The following is a 15,050-nucleotide window of genomic DNA, read 5'->3' on the forward strand; positions in this document are numbered from 1 at the left end:
AAGTAGTGGTTTTAGCTTAGCTCTCACCGTAGTAAGATCGTTAGATTTATATCCATACACCTGATTGATTAGCAACTCCGGGACTTACTTCTCACTACGCTTTCTAAGGGCAAAACTGGCCGCCCCGATGGCACCCGCCATATCGCCAAACTGGGCCTGCACCACGGGCGTCTGCTTACCGCCAGGTCGCCACTCATAGATATCCAGAAAGGAGCGGAGCGGCTCAAACAGCGCGTCGTCGGCCAGGGTAATGCCTCCGGCCAGTACAATGCGCTCCGGGGAGAAGGCATTGATCAGTGAGCTGAGGGCTATGGCCAGAGAGCGTACCGACTGGAGCCAGACGTAGGTAGCAAAGTGGTCGCCCTTGCGGTAGGCTTCTACCAGTTCCCAGGTAGAGGTACAGCGATTGCGGGAGCGCTTGGCTACAGAGTAGTTGCCGATGGCGTACTCAAGGCTACCGGGCGTGCCTACGATGCTGCATTCATCGTCGCTGGTATTGAGACACAGGTGTCCCAGGTGGCCAGCCATCTGCGACAGGCCCTGGTGGAGCTCGCCATTGAGCAGAATACCACCCCCTACACCCGTTCCCAGGGTCAGCAGTACTACGTTGCGGTTGTCTCGTGCGGCGCCAAAGGCGGCTTCGGCCATCAGGGCGGCATGTGCGTCGTTGAGAATGTAGGTAGGGAGGCCAAAGTAGTCGCCCCATACATAATTTTCGAGGCCGTTGAGCCGGTTGGGCAGGAAGGCAATACAGCTGTTGGACGCGTTGGGGAGGCCGGGAGCCGACAGACCCACGGTACTGATCGGCTCCTGCCAGTAACTTTGCAGGTACCTGACCATGTCCTTCACGTTTTCCCGCCACAGGCCCTGGGGATCATCGTGGGTAGGTATGTAGTGCTGCTTGAGTACTTCTCCAGCCTCGTTGATCAGGATACCCTTGATGTTGGTACCTCCCAGGTCTATTCCGATGGCGACGCGCATGCTTACGGCCCGTTAGTGGTATTGACCTTCGGTGATTGTCCAGCCGCCATCTACGGTGAGTACCTGACCGGTGGCAAACTTTGAATAATCGGACATAAAATAGATAGCCGCGCCGTCGAGGTCTGAAGGTACCCCGTTGCGTCCGCCGTCCAGGGGTTGTTTCTGCTGGATAAATTTCAGGATCTGATCGTCCTTGGAGGCCCGCTGCGACATGGGCGTATCCACCAGGGCCGGCGCCAGTACGTTGATGCGGATGTTGTACTTGGCGTAGTAGGCAGCCGTGGACTTCGTAAACCCGATTACGGCTGACTTGGAAGCAGCGTAGGCGTGGGTAGAGAAGTAGTGCGGCGAAGGCGACTGCCCCAGTACCGAGCCTATATTCAGGATGGTACCTCCCCGGCTCATGCCCATAAACGCCTGCACGGCGGCCTGGTTGGATAGCATCAGCGAGGTCATATTCATCTCGAACGTACGGTTCCAGCCCTCCAGCGTAAGCTCATGCAGAGGGCCGTCGCCGTACTTGCGGCCGCTGCCACCGGCTACATGGTACAGTCCATCAAAACTACCAAACTCACGTACGCACAACTGAATGGCCTCCAGGGCTGTCTGGGGTTGGGTGGCATCGCCCTGTTTGGCCCGGGCCTGACGTCCCAGCTCTACTTCGGCCATGAGGCAGGTTTCGGGATTACGACCCACTACTACTACGTTGGCTCCATGCTGTACAAAGGCCCGGGCTGCTGAAAGTCCCAGACCGGTAGTACCTCCGATAATAACAATAGATTTATTGATTAGCCAGTTTTCCACGTTGTACTGTATTTTGAAATGATCGTCCAAAATAAGGAAAGTTTATTAAAAAAATACCCCTGCCCTTAATACAAAGGCAGGGGTACTTAGTAAGATAGTAAGTGGATTAAGCCACTGAGCGCAGCAGCGACAGGGACGATTTCTCAAACTTGGCGCGGGCGTAATCCAGCGAAACAGTAAACTCTTTTACTTCATTCATGGATGGCAGCTCAAACATGGCGTCGGTCATGATGGACTCACAGATAGCCCGCAGACCACGAGCGCCCAGCTTGTAGGCATCGGCCTGGTCTACGATAAAGTCCAGTACATCTTCCTCAAAGTGCAGGTCGATGTCCTCCATCTTGAACAGCTTCTTATACTGCTTGACCAGCGCATTTTTGGGCTCCGTCAGGATGCGCTTCAGGGTGTCGCGGTCGAGTGGGTTGAGGTGAGTCAACACCGGCAGACGACCGATCAGCTCGGGGATCAGTCCGAACGATTTCAGGTCCTGAGCCGTTACGTACCGCATCAGATTACCCTTATCAAAAATCTCGATGATACGGTTGTCACCCGAGAAGCCGATCGGGCGGGTGTTGATCCGCTTGGCGATGTGGCGCTCGATTCCGTCAAATGCTCCACCGCATATAAAGAGGATGTTCTCTGTGTTCAGCTGGATCATCTTCTGGTCGGGGTGCTTACGGCCTCCCTGGGGCGGCACGTTCACAACAGAGCCTTCGAGGAGTTTCAGCATGGCCTGCTGTACGCCCTCACCGCTTACATCACGGGTGATAGACGGGTTGTCGGACTTACGCGACACCTTATCAATCTCATCAATGTACACGATACCCCGCTCGGCAGCTTCTACGTTGTAGTCAGCGGCCTGCAGCAGTCGGGTCAGGATGGTTTCGACATCTTCACCCACGTAGCCGGCTTCGGTTACGGTAGTCGCGTCGGCAATACAGAATGGCACCTGGAGGATGCGGGCTATAGAACGGGCCAGATAGGTCTTACCGGTACCGGTTTCGCCCACCATGATGATGTTGGACTTTTCGATCACGACATCATCGTCCGATACAGGCTGGTTGAGACGCTTGTAGTGGTTATATACCGCGACGGCCAGGGTACGTTTGGCTTCGTCCTGCCCGATTACGTATTGTTCCAGAAACTGCTTCATCTCTACCGGTGTCACCAGGTTGAGCTTTGGCAACTTCGGTTTCTTTTCTTTCTTCTCTTTTGGATTAAGCTCATCCATCACCACCTGATGCCCCTGCAGAATACAATGATTGCAGATATGAGCATCTATACCCGAAAGTAACAGTTCGACTTCGTTTTTTCGGCGTCCGCAGAACGAACAACTTACTTGTGCCATTTTATCAGTTTATATAATAGAATAATTAGAGTCAGGTAGTACAATTTCCAGTGTGAGCTTGGGCTCTATTCAGCACGTAGTCGTACAAGTATTTGTCCTGTCTGCTGTTTTGTATTTCAGAAACAGAAGCCCCCGGGAAAATATCTTTTCTTTATATGATTGGAGTATTACCCCAGCAGCTTTGGAAAAGTTTCGTAAAGTTCCGGTTTTTTGAGCGGCTAACCAAGCTTGCCAGGTACCGTAGAATAAAAAAACCTGTAAGGCTCCGACCGGATACCTTACAGGTTAGATACAGATGGGCCCGGGCCCAAAACTCTTTTATTATTTTACGCGGGTAAGGATTTCGTCGATCAGGCCGTACTCTTTGGCCTCGCTGGCCCGGAACCACTTATCGCGGTCAGAGTCTTTCTCGATCGTTTCTTTAGTTTGTCCGGTATGGTTAGCCAGGATTTCGTATAGCTCATCGCGTAGTTTGATGATCTCGCGGGCCGTGATCTCAATATCGGTCGACTGTCCCTGTGCTCCACCCGAAGGCTGGTGGATCATCACGCGGGCGTGTGGCAGGGCTGCGCGCTTACCAGCGGCTCCACCGGCCAGCAGTACCGCACCCATCGAAGCCGCAAGGCTGGTACACACCGTAGCTACGTCAGGACGTACGTACTGCATGGTATCATAAATACCCAGACCGGCATATACCGATCCACCGGGGCTGTTGATGTACATCAGGATGTCCTTCTTGGCGTCGGCCGACTCCAGGAACAGCAGCTGAGCCACTATGATATTGGCGATGTTATCGTCTACGCCGGTACCCATAAAGATAATACGATCAGCCATCAGACGGGAGAATACATCCACCTCGCGGAAGTTCATAGGACGCTCTTCTATGACGGCGCGGGTCATGTTTTCGACAGTGTGTTTTACATAACCGTCCACGGTAAGGCCATTCAGGCCCATGTGGTGTACGGCGTATTTTCTAAATTCGTCTCCGTGGTTCATTAGTATTGAATTAATAATTTGAAAATGACAAGTTGAAAATAAGTGCTAATAAAAACAACTAAAACCGGGAAGAGTTAGTTTGGCTGAATGTTCTGCGGCCCGGCGTTGTTCTGTACAAAAATGCTCATTAATACAGATTATCCTTGTCGGCCAGGCTGATAATTAATCGCAAAAACCGATAAGGCAGGATCACTACTTAACCATTTAAAGAAGTACACGGCTATGAAAACAGTTGAAAATCTACCCGAACGACTGCGCCAGCTACGCTTACAGCAGGAATTATCACAGGAAAATATGGCCGATATGCTGGGCATATCTACCACGGCCTACGGAGATATCGAACGGGGGCGCACCGAACTGACCATCTCCCGGCTGGAGAAGATCGCTCAGGTACTAGGAGTATCCCTGCCGGACCTGCTGGGCCTGTCGGCTACTACCCTCACCGAAACGGAGTGGCTCCGGCGCGAAAACCAGCGCCTGAATCTGGAAAACTCCCGGCTCCGCCAGGCGCTGGACCAGTGGCAGCGTAAGTTTCAGGAGTGGGTGGCCGCGGCGTTGGTCCGCAATGCCCAGGAGAGCCGCGAACGGATTGGATTTAAATAGGTACCCACAGGTAAGTGTTCGGGTGTGGTCAGAGCCTTAGGTACATATAGCATAAAAGGGAAAGGCCGAAGCATTGCTCCGGCCTTTCCCTTTTTATAATTGAAGTAGTTGTTCAGAATCAGGAGAAAGCTAAAAGATAATCCCTGACAACCTAACTCCTGCTTACTCTGCTTTATCTTCTCCGCGGGCGATACGCTCAAACTCGCTTACTTCGATGGTCTTCTCTTCGGTAGCTACCTGACCACGAACTACGTCAAGTACCTTGTTGTCGAATACCTGGTTGAATACGTTCGAGTAGTTGTCGCGCTCTTTGTCGGCCAGGTAACCAGCCGCGATGCGGTCGATGGTCTCGTTCATGCTATCGTCATCACCGTACATACCAAACTGGCTGCGTACCATGTTGCGGGTATACTCGAGCAGCTCAGGGTACTCCACTTTGATACCATGGGCTTCGGCAACCTTGTTTTTGATCAGGCTCAGCTTCAGTGACTTCTCGAAATCATCAAACTGCTCTTCGATCTGCTCACGGGTAAACTTACCTTCGTTGGTGCGCTCGAGCCAGTCTTTCAGGAAGTCGGCAGGAAGCTCAATAGCCACGCTGTTCAGCAGGGCCTGCTCCATGTCGCGACGCAGCAGCGCCTCTGACTCACGCTCGTAGTTGCCCTTGATGATTTCAAGTACTTTCTCACGGAACTGCTCCTCACTCTCTGCCTGACCAGGACCCAGTACCTTATCGAAAAACTCCTGGTTCAGTTCGGCAGGAGCTGAACGGGTAATATCTTCAATCACAAACGTAAACTCGCCCGCCAGTTGGTCGATGTCTTCCTTCTTCTTGCCGGTTACGTGGGCAATGGCCGAAGCATCGTTGAATGTGTTCTGAATATCGAAAGTAACCGTATCGCCTTTCTTCACACCTACAAACTTAGACAGGCTCTCTGCATTAAGCTGCTTGGTAGGGATGGCCGTCTTGGTCGAAAACTCCGACGACTCCTGCTTCAGCTCACCGTACAGCATATCACCTTCTTCGGAAGTCTCCGGGTGGGTGCTGTCCGCAAAGCGCTCACGCAGGTTGGTCAGGGTGCTTTCCAGCTCCTTCTCATCGGCGTTGATGGTGTAGTGAGGTACGGCTGCAATGTTGGTGAAGTCTACCTCAAAGTCAGTAGCCAGACCCAGCTCATACACAAACTCAAAGTCAGTTTGGGTATCCCAGTCAATAGCGGCCGCCTGATCACGGTTGGGTAGGGGATCACCTACTACCTGAAGCTTATTATCACGAATATAGTCGCTCACGGCATGGCTGAGCATGTGGTTTACCTCATCCACCAGGATGCTCTTACCGTACATACGGTTGATGACATGCGTAGGTACCTTACCTGGACGGAAACCTTTCAGATTGACGCGCTTGGAGTAATCTTTGATGGTTTTATCAACCTTGGGCTGGTAGTCTTCCTTGGTAAGCTTCACTCTGAGCGAAGCCGTGGTCGGCGAGCTCTTCTCTAACAGAACTTCCATTGGTTATTTATGCAGTTATATTAAAATAATAATCCTATAATTCAGTTCTAAACCGACGGACTGGTAGCGACAGTCCTTGTACTCGTCCTCCCGGTACTAGTTTTGTACATGTTTTATAGAAGGAGGTGCTTTTGTAAAACATGAAAAATGAAAAAGCCCTCAAAACAAATGGTCCTGAGGGCTTTTGACGGGTGTGCTACGGAGCTATTCGGTTCTAATAACAACTTAATAGTAGGGAATTAAAGCCCCGTCTACCCCATTTTTGAGTACGGGCGGAGGGAATCGAACCCCCACGCCTTGCGGCACTAGATCCTAAGTCTAGCACGTCTACCAGTTCCGCCACGCCCGCGTTTTTCAATCATTTCCTGACAGCAGGATGACTGATTTGGGAGTGCAAAGGTAAAGACATATTTAGAAATGATCCTAATTTTTTTGAAAAATTTAGTGTTAAAAAAAATGCTATTGTAATCCGTAAGGTAATTCGTTATTTTGGTAGAGAGTTTTTAGAAACAAAATGAAGACGTGGAAGCTATTGTGATTGATCTCGAGCAGGAGCGTAAAGAGATACTGAAAAGATATCGTAAGCTGTTACGTACAGCGAAGCCATTTCTTAAAGATAACGATGCTAAGCTAATCAAGAAAGCCTTTAATACCTCTGTAGAAGCCCACAAAGAAATGCGTAGGCGGTCAGGAGAGCCTTATATATATCATCCGCTGGCCGTAGCGCAGATCGTGGTGGAGGAGATTGGCCTGGGTACTACAGGAATTGTGTCGGCTCTGCTGCATGACGTGGTAGAGGACACAGATATGACCATCGATGATATCGAGCGGTTGTTTAGCAAGAAAGTAGCGCAGATTATTGACGGTCTGACCAAGATATCCGGGAAGTTTGAGTACGGCTCCTCACAGCAGGCCGAAAACTTCCGGAAAATGCTGCTCACCCTGTCGGATGATGTACGGGTAATACTTATCAAGCTGGCGGACCGTCTGCACAACATGCGGACGCTGGATAGCATGCCGCGTGACAAGCAGCTGAAGATTGCCTCGGAAACCATATTTATATATGCGCCCCTGGCACACCGTCTGGGGTTGTATGCCATTAAGTCGGAGCTGGAAGACCTGTACCTTAAGTACGCCGAGCCGGATGCCTACCGGGCTGTAGCCCGCAAGTTACGCGAGACCAAGAGCGCCCGGGACCGGTTTATTGCCCGCTTTACGGAACCAATAGAGCACGACCTGAATGAAGCCGGCTTTAAGTACGTGATCAAGGGGCGCCCCAAGTCCATCTATTCCATCTGGAACAAGATGCGCAAGCAGAACAAGCCCTTTGAGGAAATTTACGACTTGTTCGCTATCCGTATTATTCTGGATTCACCCTCCGAGTTTGAGCGCGAAAAGGCCTTGTGCTGGCAGGCCTATTCTATCGTTACGGACCACTACAAGCCCAACCCTGACCGTCTCAAGGACTGGATCAGTACGCCCCGCGCCAACGGGTACCAGTCGCTGCATTCAACGGTCATGAGCAAGACGGGGCAGTGGGTGGAGGTACAGGTGAGGACCGTGCGCATGGACGAGATCGCCGAGAAAGGATACGCTGCCCACTGGAAGTACAAGGGCAACAGTACCACTGTACGCGGCAATATTGAGATGTGGATCAACCAGGTACGTGAAACGCTCGAAAACGGACTGGGTGATAAAACGGCGGCCATCGAGTTCCTGGATGAGTTCCGGAGCAACCTGTTTACCGAAGAGGTATTTGTATTTACGCCAAAGGGAGAGTTGAAAGTACTGCAGCGTGGTGCCACGGCCCTTGACTTTGCCTTTGATATTCACTCCGAGGTAGGAGCCCGCTGTATGGCCGCCAAGGTAGGGGGGACGCTGGTACCTATCAGCTACGTCCTGAACAATGGCGATCAGGTAGAGATCATTACTTCCAATAAGCAGAAGCCCAACGAGGACTGGCTCCGGATTGTGGTTACCTCCAAGGCGAGGGGCCGCATCAAGGAGTACCTTAAGGAGGAAAGTCGCCGGTATGAAACAGACGGGCGGCAGATGGCTGAGAAAAAGCTGAAGACCCTGGGTATAGAGGTCAACTATGAGGTAATCAACCAGCTTCGGGCTTTCTTTGAGTGTAAGACTCCTACGGATTTCTTCTACCGGATCGGAAAAGGGTACATCCAGCTGGATGAGCTCAAGAAATTCAAGAAATACAAGGAAGCCAAAGACCGGAAGACCAAAATCAGTACCGATGAGGTAACCGACGGAAAGGCTTTTACCAAGCTGCTCAAGAAAATCCACGGCGATCAGGCAGATAGCGATACGCTGCTGATCGGGGAGGATATGGATAAGATAGATTACAAACTGGCTGCCTGTTGTAACCCTATTGCCGGCGATGACGTATTTGGCTTTGTGACCATCAACGAAGGCATCAAGATCCACCGTACTACCTGCCCCAATGCCGTGGAACTAATGTCCAAGCATGGCAATCGGGTTATCAAGGCCAAGTGGAAGTCACAGAAGGAAGAGGCGTTTCTGGCGGGACTGCGTATTACGGGTACGGACCGGATGGGTCTGGTCAACGACGTAACCCGGATTATTTCCAATGAATTGCACATAAACATGCGGGGAATCACCATTGACACCAAAGATGGTGTCTTTGAGGGAGATATCAGACTGTACGTTCAGGACACCAAGCACCTGGATATGCTCATCAACAAGCTGGACCGGGTGGATGGCGTTTTTAAGGTACAGCGCTTTGATGCCAACCTGAACATCATATCCTGATATTGAACCCCTACTGAGCAAAAGACGTTATGGATTATTAGACTTTCTGTGATTTGCGTCTAAAAACCACGTAATTTGCACCTGATTTTTGAAGCTATGCCACAAGCACGTACAGCCAACCTGGAAGCCGCCAAGAAAATACTGACGGCACACCTTGAAAATAAGGGGCTCCGCAAGACTCCGGAGCGCTTCGCGATACTGGAAGAAATCTATACGCGCGAAGACCACTTTGACGTGGACGAGCTATATATCAGTATGAAGAATAAGAAGTATCGCGTAAGCCGCGCTACTGTATACAATACACTGGATGTACTGGTGGACTGTGATCTGGTAACCAAGCATCAGTTTGGTAAAAACCTGGCGCAGTACGAAAAGTCCTATGGATTCAAGCAACATGATCACCTGATCTGCACCGAATGCCATAAGGTAATGGAATTCTGCGACCCGCGTATCCAGTCGATTCAGAACATGGTAGGGGAGATGCTGCACTTCAACGTAGTACATCATTCCCTTATATTTTATGGAAGCTGCACCCGTTCCAACTGCGAAAACAAGAAGGATGTTCCCGAAGAAGAAGCAATGGGACAGAGTACGGAAGAGTAAGGCACTAATACACTCATCAACGCTATTCTACAGTAATTCTCCAACATAACTTATATCTATGCGATGCAGATAGGCACTGTTATGTGCCATAGAGCCGCGTGCTCCTGTCAGCGTCCTGTACTTAAATCTCGATAGTAAATGAAAGTTGATGTATTACTTGGTCTTCAATGGGGAGACGAGGGAAAAGGTAAAATAGTGGATGTGCTGGCTCCCCAGTACCAGGTGGTGGCCCGTTTTCAGGGAGGACCCAACGCCGGCCATACTCTGGAATTTGATGGTTTCAAGCACGTGCTGCACCAGATTCCCTCGGGTATTTTCCGGAGTGATATCCAGAATATTATAGGTAATGGTGTCGTGCTGGATCCTATTATATTCCGTAAGGAAATCGAAGGATTAGCGAAATTCAATCTGGAATTGAAGAAGAATCTGTACGTATCCAAGAAAGCCGCGCTTATACTACCAACGCACCGCCTGCTCGATGCCGCTTACGAAAGTGCCAAGGGAGAATCCAAGATTGGATCTACGCTGAAAGGCATCGGACCCACCTATTCAGATAAAGTATCCCGTCAGGGACTTCGGGTAGGTGATATCCTGTCGGCCCGCTTCCGGGAGAAGTACCAGAAGCTGGTGGATGCCCACAAGGTAATACTGGACTTCCATAACTTTGATTACAGCTCGCTACTGCCTCAGGCTGAGGAGGACTTTTTTACGGCGGTTGAGTTCATGAAGGAGTTTTCTCTGGTAGAGAGCGAATACGTAGTGAATGAAGCCCTGCAGAAAGGCCGTCATATTCTGGCCGAAGGAGCACAGGGATCACTACTGGACATTGATTTTGGCTCGTATCCCTTTGTAACCAGCTCCAACACCATGACGGCCGGTGCCTGCACCGGATTGGGTGTATCCCCACGTCAGATCGGAGAAGTATACGGTATATTTAAGGCCTACTGTACCCGCGTAGGGAGCGGACCTTTCCCCACCGAGCTACTGGAGGAAACCGGTGAGCGTATGCGTCAGGAAGGTCGTGAGTTTGGCTCTACGACTGGTCGCCCGCGCCGGTGCGGCTGGCTCGATCTGCCCTCGCTTAAGTATGCTATCATGATCAATGGCGTTACGCAGCTAGTCATGATGAAGGTAGATGTATTGAATATCTTTGACACCATCCGGATATGTACGCACTACCGTCTGGCTGACGGTACTGTGACCGAACAACTGCCCCATGATCTGTGTGATGAGGTTATTGAGCCTATCTACCGTGACTTTGAGGGTTGGCAGCAGTCGCTGGAAAATATCCATAGCTTTGATGAGCTCCCCGCCGCGCTTGCCGCCTATGTGGAGTTCCTGGAAAATGAACTGAAACTTCCTATCCGCTTTATATCTACGGGTCCTGACCGGGAGGCACTTATTCACCGCGAAGCGGCCAAACTGGTAGGGTAGTCCTCTTTTTTACTCTGGGTTTATGAAGATTTCATAAACCCAGAGCTTTTTTTTTTGTTTATGTCCACAGGGCCTCCACGGGTATCATACCCTAGTTAATGCACTGGTATGGCTGAACGCAGCAGCATGAAATTACTGATATTCGATACCATACTGAATGGGCATCATTCTGACTATATTACCTATCTAATTGATTACTGGTATAGCAATCAGCTACCCGGACAGCTCTTTGTAGTAACTCCCCGGGGGCTCGCGGCCTCTCTGCCCGCCGAATATTCGGCTTCTTCCCGACTCCATTTTGTTGAAATTACCGAACAGGAACTGCATCTGGCCCAAAATGCCTCCCGGCTCAGCCGCGCCTTTGCGGAGTGGAACCTGTACATCAAATACGCTGAGCAGATTCGCCCCGCCCACGCCATGCTCATGTACTTCGACCTCTTCCAGTTGGGTATATGGCTGGGTAAGAAGTCGCCCTGTCCGGTGTCGGGTATTTACTTCCGGCCCAGCTTTCATTATGGCATGACTGCTTCGCTGAAGGAGAAAGCGGTGGTACTTCGTAAGAAGTGGCTGCTCAAAGGGGTACTTACCAGCAGTGCTCTGGAAAATCTGTTCTGCCTGGATAAATCCTCCGTACCACTCATTCAGGAGATGGCCCCGAGGGTAAAAGTACTGCCACTCAGCGACCCGGTCAGAAGATATGACGTATCAGACCGCGACGTAGCAGCCCTACGAACCACGCTGGGGGTGGAGGAGCAGCGCAAGGTACTGCTGCTATTTGGGTACCTGGATGACCGCAAAGGCATAGAACCCGTACTGGATGCGATTAGTCTATTGTCTCCTGAGGAAAGCTCCCGACTGGCTCTCATTCTGGCGGGGCCCATTACGGATGAATACCGTAAGGTAGTTGACGCCCGCATTGCATCCATTCAGAATAACGCGCAGATCATCTGCCACTACAAAGAGATCAAGGGTGCTCCCATACAGGCTCTTTTTGATGGGTCGGATTATGTACTGACGCTCTACCAGAGGCACGTAGGCATGAGCTCGATCGTCATCCGGGCCGCTCTGTCCGAAAAACCACTCATCTCTTCTGACTTTGGCTACATGGGAGCTCTGGTCAAAAAAGAGGCCCTGGGTATAGCCGTAAACTCCGAGTCCGCAGTAGCCATCAGTGAGGCGTTTCGTCAGGCCCTCCGCGGCAACATTACCTTCTCACTACCTGCCATGCGTAAGCTGGCCGAGCAGAATACTTCCCAGATGTTTGCCCAGCAGATTCTGGAAGTTATTGCCGAAAATACCGCTACGGCTGCCCATTGATCAAGTACCCCTTCCGGAACAGTACCTTGTCACAGGCCTAAGCTGCCGTAGGGTATCGTTTTGGCAGCCATTTACGTTTATCAATTAGGTAATAATTCCTAACTTTGAGTAGTGACCATCCAAACTCTTCCTGACAGTGTCTTCTAATTCGTACTTCGATCGTCGTGGTTTTCTAAAGAAAAGTACCCTGGTTGCTATGACGGCTGCCCTGGGTACTGAGATTGCTTTTGCCGATAAGCTTCCCAAAGGCTATGTACCCCTGGTATTTGATGAAAAGGATGCCCTGAAAGGCAAGCACAAGGACCTGACCGTGCTTAGCGACCGGCCCTGGAACGTAGAAACGCCAATACATCTGCTGGACGACAAGGTGACGCCGATTGATAAGATGTTTATCCGGAACAACGGTCTGGTACCTGAGAGCATAGATGTTTCCAAATGGACGTTGACCATCGATGGTGAGTCGGTCAAAAAGGCCAGGAGCTATACCCTCGATGAACTGAAAAAGAAGTTCAAACACCATACCTACCAGCTTACCCTCGAATGTGGGGGCAACGGGCGTTCTGGCTTTACACCTACTGCCTCCGGTAACCAATGGGGTGATGGCGCTGTGCACTGTGCCCAGTGGACCGGTGTACGGCTGAAGGATATACTGGCGGAGGTAGGGGTCAAGGAGGATGCTGTGTACATTGGGTACTATGGCAAAGACCTGCACCCGAGCCGTGACCCCGGCAAGTCACCTATCTCAAGAGGAGTACCTATCAAAAAAGCCCTGGAAGACGAAACCCTGATTGCCTGGGCGGTAAATGGACAGCCGCTTCCGGAATTTCATGGCTATCCTTTGCGTTTGGTAATAGGTGGATGGCCGGCGTCTGTATCAGGTAAGTGGCTGCATCGGATTTCTATTCGCAACAAAGTACACGACGGTGCCAAAATGGAAGGCCATAGTTATAAAGTACCTCGCTTCCCAGTACAGCCGGGGGAGAAGCTGGCCGAGACCGACGAGAACTTCCGGATCATAGAGTCGATGCCGGTCAAGTCAATGATTACCTTTCCCAAATCAGGCGCTATGATCCCCGAAGGGCAGAAGCTACCCCTGCGTGGCCATGCCTGGGCGGGTGATCAGCAGGTGAAGAGTATGCAGGTATCCATCGACTATGGCGCTACCTGGCAACCCTGCAAGCTGGAGGCTCCGGCCAACCGCTTGGCCTGGCAGCACTGGTCGGCAGACGTACAGTTTCCTTCCAAGGGCTACTACGAGGTATGGGCTCGTGCCACCGACGATAAAGGAGTAACGCAACCCATGGTGATACCCGCATGGAACCCGGGGGGCTACCTCAATAATGCCTGCCAGCGAATAGCGGTCAAGGTAGGGTGAGGAGATAGAGAAGGTTGCTTAAATTAAAGATGTAAGCTATGAAATTACGAGGAACTACGCTGCTGGGAGTACTTATACTAGGTATATTCCTGCTGAGCGCTTTTCACCAGACTCTATATACACCCCCAACTACCCCGGCCACGGAATTGGCAGTAGCCAGTGATACGTTGAAGAAAGATCCGGATACGGGACTGGTTATAGATGATAACCTGATGATGGTGAAGGCTCAGTGTACCAGTTGCCATTCACCCAAACTGATTAGTCAGAACCGCTTTACCCGGGATGGCTGGCGGCAGAAGATACGCTGGATGCAGGCCAATCATAACCTGTGGGACCTGGGCGACACGGAGAAGGTAGTGCTTGACTACCTTGAAAAGTACTATGCTCCCTCGCAAAGCTACTCGCGCCGTGCTCCGCTGACTAATATAGAGTGGTATCCGCTAAAACTGAAGTAATGAGTACTAACTCCGCATTCTATAAAACCTTATTTCAATACGACACGCTTTTCAGAGTAGAGGAAGATCTTTCTATGCTGAAATTCCCTTCTGTGCCTGCTGAACCTGAAAAGGATTCAACACCTGCTCCCCGAGTGGATACTCAGCAAGCAGATACTGCCGTAGCGGCTGCTCCCGCGGTACACACTCCTAAAGAGGAAACTCCACAAGTAGTGGTTCCTCAGGTAGTAGCGCCGGTTGAGAAGAAAGAGCCTGTTGCTGCACCACCACGACCCGTCGCTCCCCCTCCTCCCGTAGTGCCGGCTGTACCTTTCCCGGCGCTCAAGCATAAGGTGCTGGTACTGGTGGATGAGCCTACCCAGCCTGATCTGCTGCCTTCGGAGTACATATTGCTTTCTAACATTCTTAAAGCGGTAGGCCACTCCATCGACGAGGCCGATATTGTTAATCTTAGCTATGTTCCTGCTACAGATGCCCGTAGCGTATTTGCCGATAAGCTTACCAACCATTTTATCACGTTCGGGGTGCCGCTGATCAAGCTGCAGCTCGACTTGCTACTGCCGCCCTATACCCCCAAGCAGGTCGAAGGTATCTGGTTCCTGCTGGCTGATCCGCTGGCCGTAATTGAAGCGGATAGAAACCTGAAAAAACAGCTTTGGCTTGCCCTTCAGAAAATATTTGCAGTAGGTTGAGCGCGAAGCAAATATTCACCGGCTATCACAATATTTTTGTTTCTTTGGAAGTTTTGGAAGATAATCGTATAGTGATTATTGTCTCTGGTCTATGTATTGTCCAAACGTGCTAGTATTCAGGGTGATAAGTGCGGTTGAAGTAATCA

Annotated in this window: 13 protein-coding genes and 1 tRNA gene; 8 read left to right on the forward strand and 6 right to left on the reverse strand. The window is 50.9% G+C overall.

From position 1 onward, the window contains the following. Positions 1 to 84: 84 nt before the first annotated feature. From JTN23_RS06420 to JTN23_RS06435, 4 genes are all read right to left on the reverse strand, one after another. Entirely contained in the window at positions 85 to 981 is an 897-nt protein-coding gene (locus JTN23_RS06420; RefSeq protein ID WP_247233204.1) for an ROK family protein, read from the reverse strand. A gap of 12 nt (positions 982 to 993) precedes the next feature. Further along, positions 994 to 1,815, reverse strand: coding sequence for an SDR family NAD(P)-dependent oxidoreductase (locus tag JTN23_RS06425; protein ID WP_247233206.1), 822 nt, complete (start codon positions 1,813 to 1,815; stop codon positions 994 to 996). Between the two features lie 76 nt (positions 1,816 to 1,891). Further along, positions 1,892 to 3,133 (reverse strand): ATP-dependent Clp protease ATP-binding subunit ClpX, encoded by a 1,242-nt coding sequence (clpX, locus tag JTN23_RS06430; protein ID WP_247233207.1) that lies wholly within the window; start codon positions 3,131 to 3,133, stop codon positions 1,892 to 1,894. 321 nt (positions 3,134 to 3,454) lie between these two features. Then, positions 3,455 to 4,129: a ClpP family protease gene (locus JTN23_RS06435; protein WP_262918473.1), complete on the reverse strand. Its 675-nt coding sequence runs from the start codon at positions 4,127 to 4,129 to the stop codon at positions 3,455 to 3,457. Positions 4,130 to 4,351: 222 nt separating this feature from the next. Here JTN23_RS06435 and JTN23_RS06440 point away from each other — a divergent pair, with 222 nt between their 5' ends. Beyond that, positions 4,352 to 4,732, forward strand: a complete 381-nt coding sequence (locus tag JTN23_RS06440) for a helix-turn-helix domain-containing protein (protein ID WP_247233208.1) — start codon at positions 4,352 to 4,354, stop codon at positions 4,730 to 4,732. Between the two features lie 162 nt (positions 4,733 to 4,894). On the opposite strand, the gene tig is transcribed toward JTN23_RS06440, so the two are convergent. Together tig and JTN23_RS06450 are read right to left on the reverse strand one after the other, a co-directional pair. After that, positions 4,895 to 6,244 (reverse strand): trigger factor, encoded by a 1,350-nt coding sequence (gene tig, locus JTN23_RS06445; protein WP_247233209.1) that lies wholly within the window; start codon positions 6,242 to 6,244, stop codon positions 4,895 to 4,897. A gap of 267 nt (positions 6,245 to 6,511) precedes the next feature. Beyond that, positions 6,512 to 6,593 (reverse strand) — tRNA-Leu (locus tag JTN23_RS06450). A 173-nt stretch (positions 6,594 to 6,766) separates the two neighbouring features. Here JTN23_RS06450 and JTN23_RS06455 point away from each other — a divergent pair. The 7 genes from JTN23_RS06455 to JTN23_RS06485 all read left to right on the forward strand — a co-directional run bounded on the left by JTN23_RS06455 (position 6,767) and on the right by JTN23_RS06485 (position 14,904). Further along, the gene (locus JTN23_RS06455; protein ID WP_247233210.1) at positions 6,767 to 9,028 is read left to right on the forward strand and encodes a RelA/SpoT family protein; all 2,262 of its coding nucleotides are present in this window, start codon (positions 6,767 to 6,769) and stop codon (positions 9,026 to 9,028) included. Between the two features lie 96 nt (positions 9,029 to 9,124). After that, positions 9,125 to 9,631 carry a Fur family transcriptional regulator gene (locus tag JTN23_RS06460; protein WP_247233211.1) on the forward strand — a complete coding sequence of 169 codons (507 nt, stop codon included), beginning with the start codon at positions 9,125 to 9,127 and terminating at the stop codon, positions 9,629 to 9,631. A gap of 138 nt (positions 9,632 to 9,769) precedes the next feature. Beyond that, on the forward strand, positions 9,770 to 11,065 hold the full coding sequence (locus JTN23_RS06465) for an adenylosuccinate synthase (protein WP_247233213.1): 1,296 nt from the start codon (positions 9,770 to 9,772) through the stop codon (positions 11,063 to 11,065). A gap of 126 nt (positions 11,066 to 11,191) precedes the next feature. Beyond that, positions 11,192 to 12,382, forward strand: a complete 1,191-nt coding sequence (locus JTN23_RS06470; protein WP_247233214.1) for a glycosyltransferase — start codon at positions 11,192 to 11,194, stop codon at positions 12,380 to 12,382. 196 nt (positions 12,383 to 12,578) lie between these two features. Further along, positions 12,579 to 13,757 (forward strand): sulfite oxidase, encoded by a 1,179-nt coding sequence (locus JTN23_RS06475; RefSeq protein ID WP_247234098.1) that lies wholly within the window; start codon positions 12,579 to 12,581, stop codon positions 13,755 to 13,757. A gap of 38 nt (positions 13,758 to 13,795) precedes the next feature. Continuing rightward, complete coding sequence (locus tag JTN23_RS06480) at positions 13,796 to 14,212, forward strand: hypothetical protein (protein WP_247233215.1); 417 nt, start codon at positions 13,796 to 13,798, stop codon at positions 14,210 to 14,212. Positions 14,213 to 14,346: 134 nt separating this feature from the next. Then, positions 14,347 to 14,904, forward strand: coding sequence for a hypothetical protein (locus tag JTN23_RS06485; protein WP_247233216.1), 558 nt, complete (start codon positions 14,347 to 14,349; stop codon positions 14,902 to 14,904). Positions 14,905 to 15,050 lie beyond the last annotated feature (146 nt).

This window comes from Telluribacter roseus (assembly GCF_017355915.2).
Taxonomy (GTDB): Bacteria; Bacteroidota; Bacteroidia; order Cytophagales; family Spirosomataceae; genus Telluribacter.

Bases quoted from the DNA above. Each gene is read 5' to 3' on its own strand.
- JTN23_RS06420 (WP_247233204.1), bottom strand. From the start codon at position 981: ATGCGCGTCGCCATCGGAATAGACCTGGGAGGTACCAACATCAAGGGT.
- clpX (WP_247233207.1), bottom strand. From the start codon at position 3,133: ATGGCACAAGTAAGTTGTTCGTTCTGCGGACGCCGAAAAAACGAAGTC.
- JTN23_RS06435 (WP_262918473.1), bottom strand. From the start codon at position 4,129: ATGAACCACGGAGACGAATTTAGAAAATACGCCGTACACCACATGGGC.
- JTN23_RS06440 (WP_247233208.1), top strand. From the start codon at position 4,352: ATGAAAACAGTTGAAAATCTACCCGAACGACTGCGCCAGCTACGCTTA.
- tig (WP_247233209.1), bottom strand. From the start codon at position 6,244: ATGGAAGTTCTGTTAGAGAAGAGCTCGCCGACCACGGCTTCGCTCAGA.
- JTN23_RS06460 (WP_247233211.1), top strand. From the start codon at position 9,125: ATGCCACAAGCACGTACAGCCAACCTGGAAGCCGCCAAGAAAATACTG.
- JTN23_RS06465 (WP_247233213.1), top strand. From the start codon at position 9,770: ATGAAAGTTGATGTATTACTTGGTCTTCAATGGGGAGACGAGGGAAAA.
- JTN23_RS06470 (WP_247233214.1), top strand. From the start codon at position 11,192: ATGAAATTACTGATATTCGATACCATACTGAATGGGCATCATTCTGAC.
- JTN23_RS06475 (WP_247234098.1), top strand. From the start codon at position 12,579: ATGACGGCTGCCCTGGGTACTGAGATTGCTTTTGCCGATAAGCTTCCC.
- JTN23_RS06480 (WP_247233215.1), top strand. From the start codon at position 13,796: ATGAAATTACGAGGAACTACGCTGCTGGGAGTACTTATACTAGGTATA.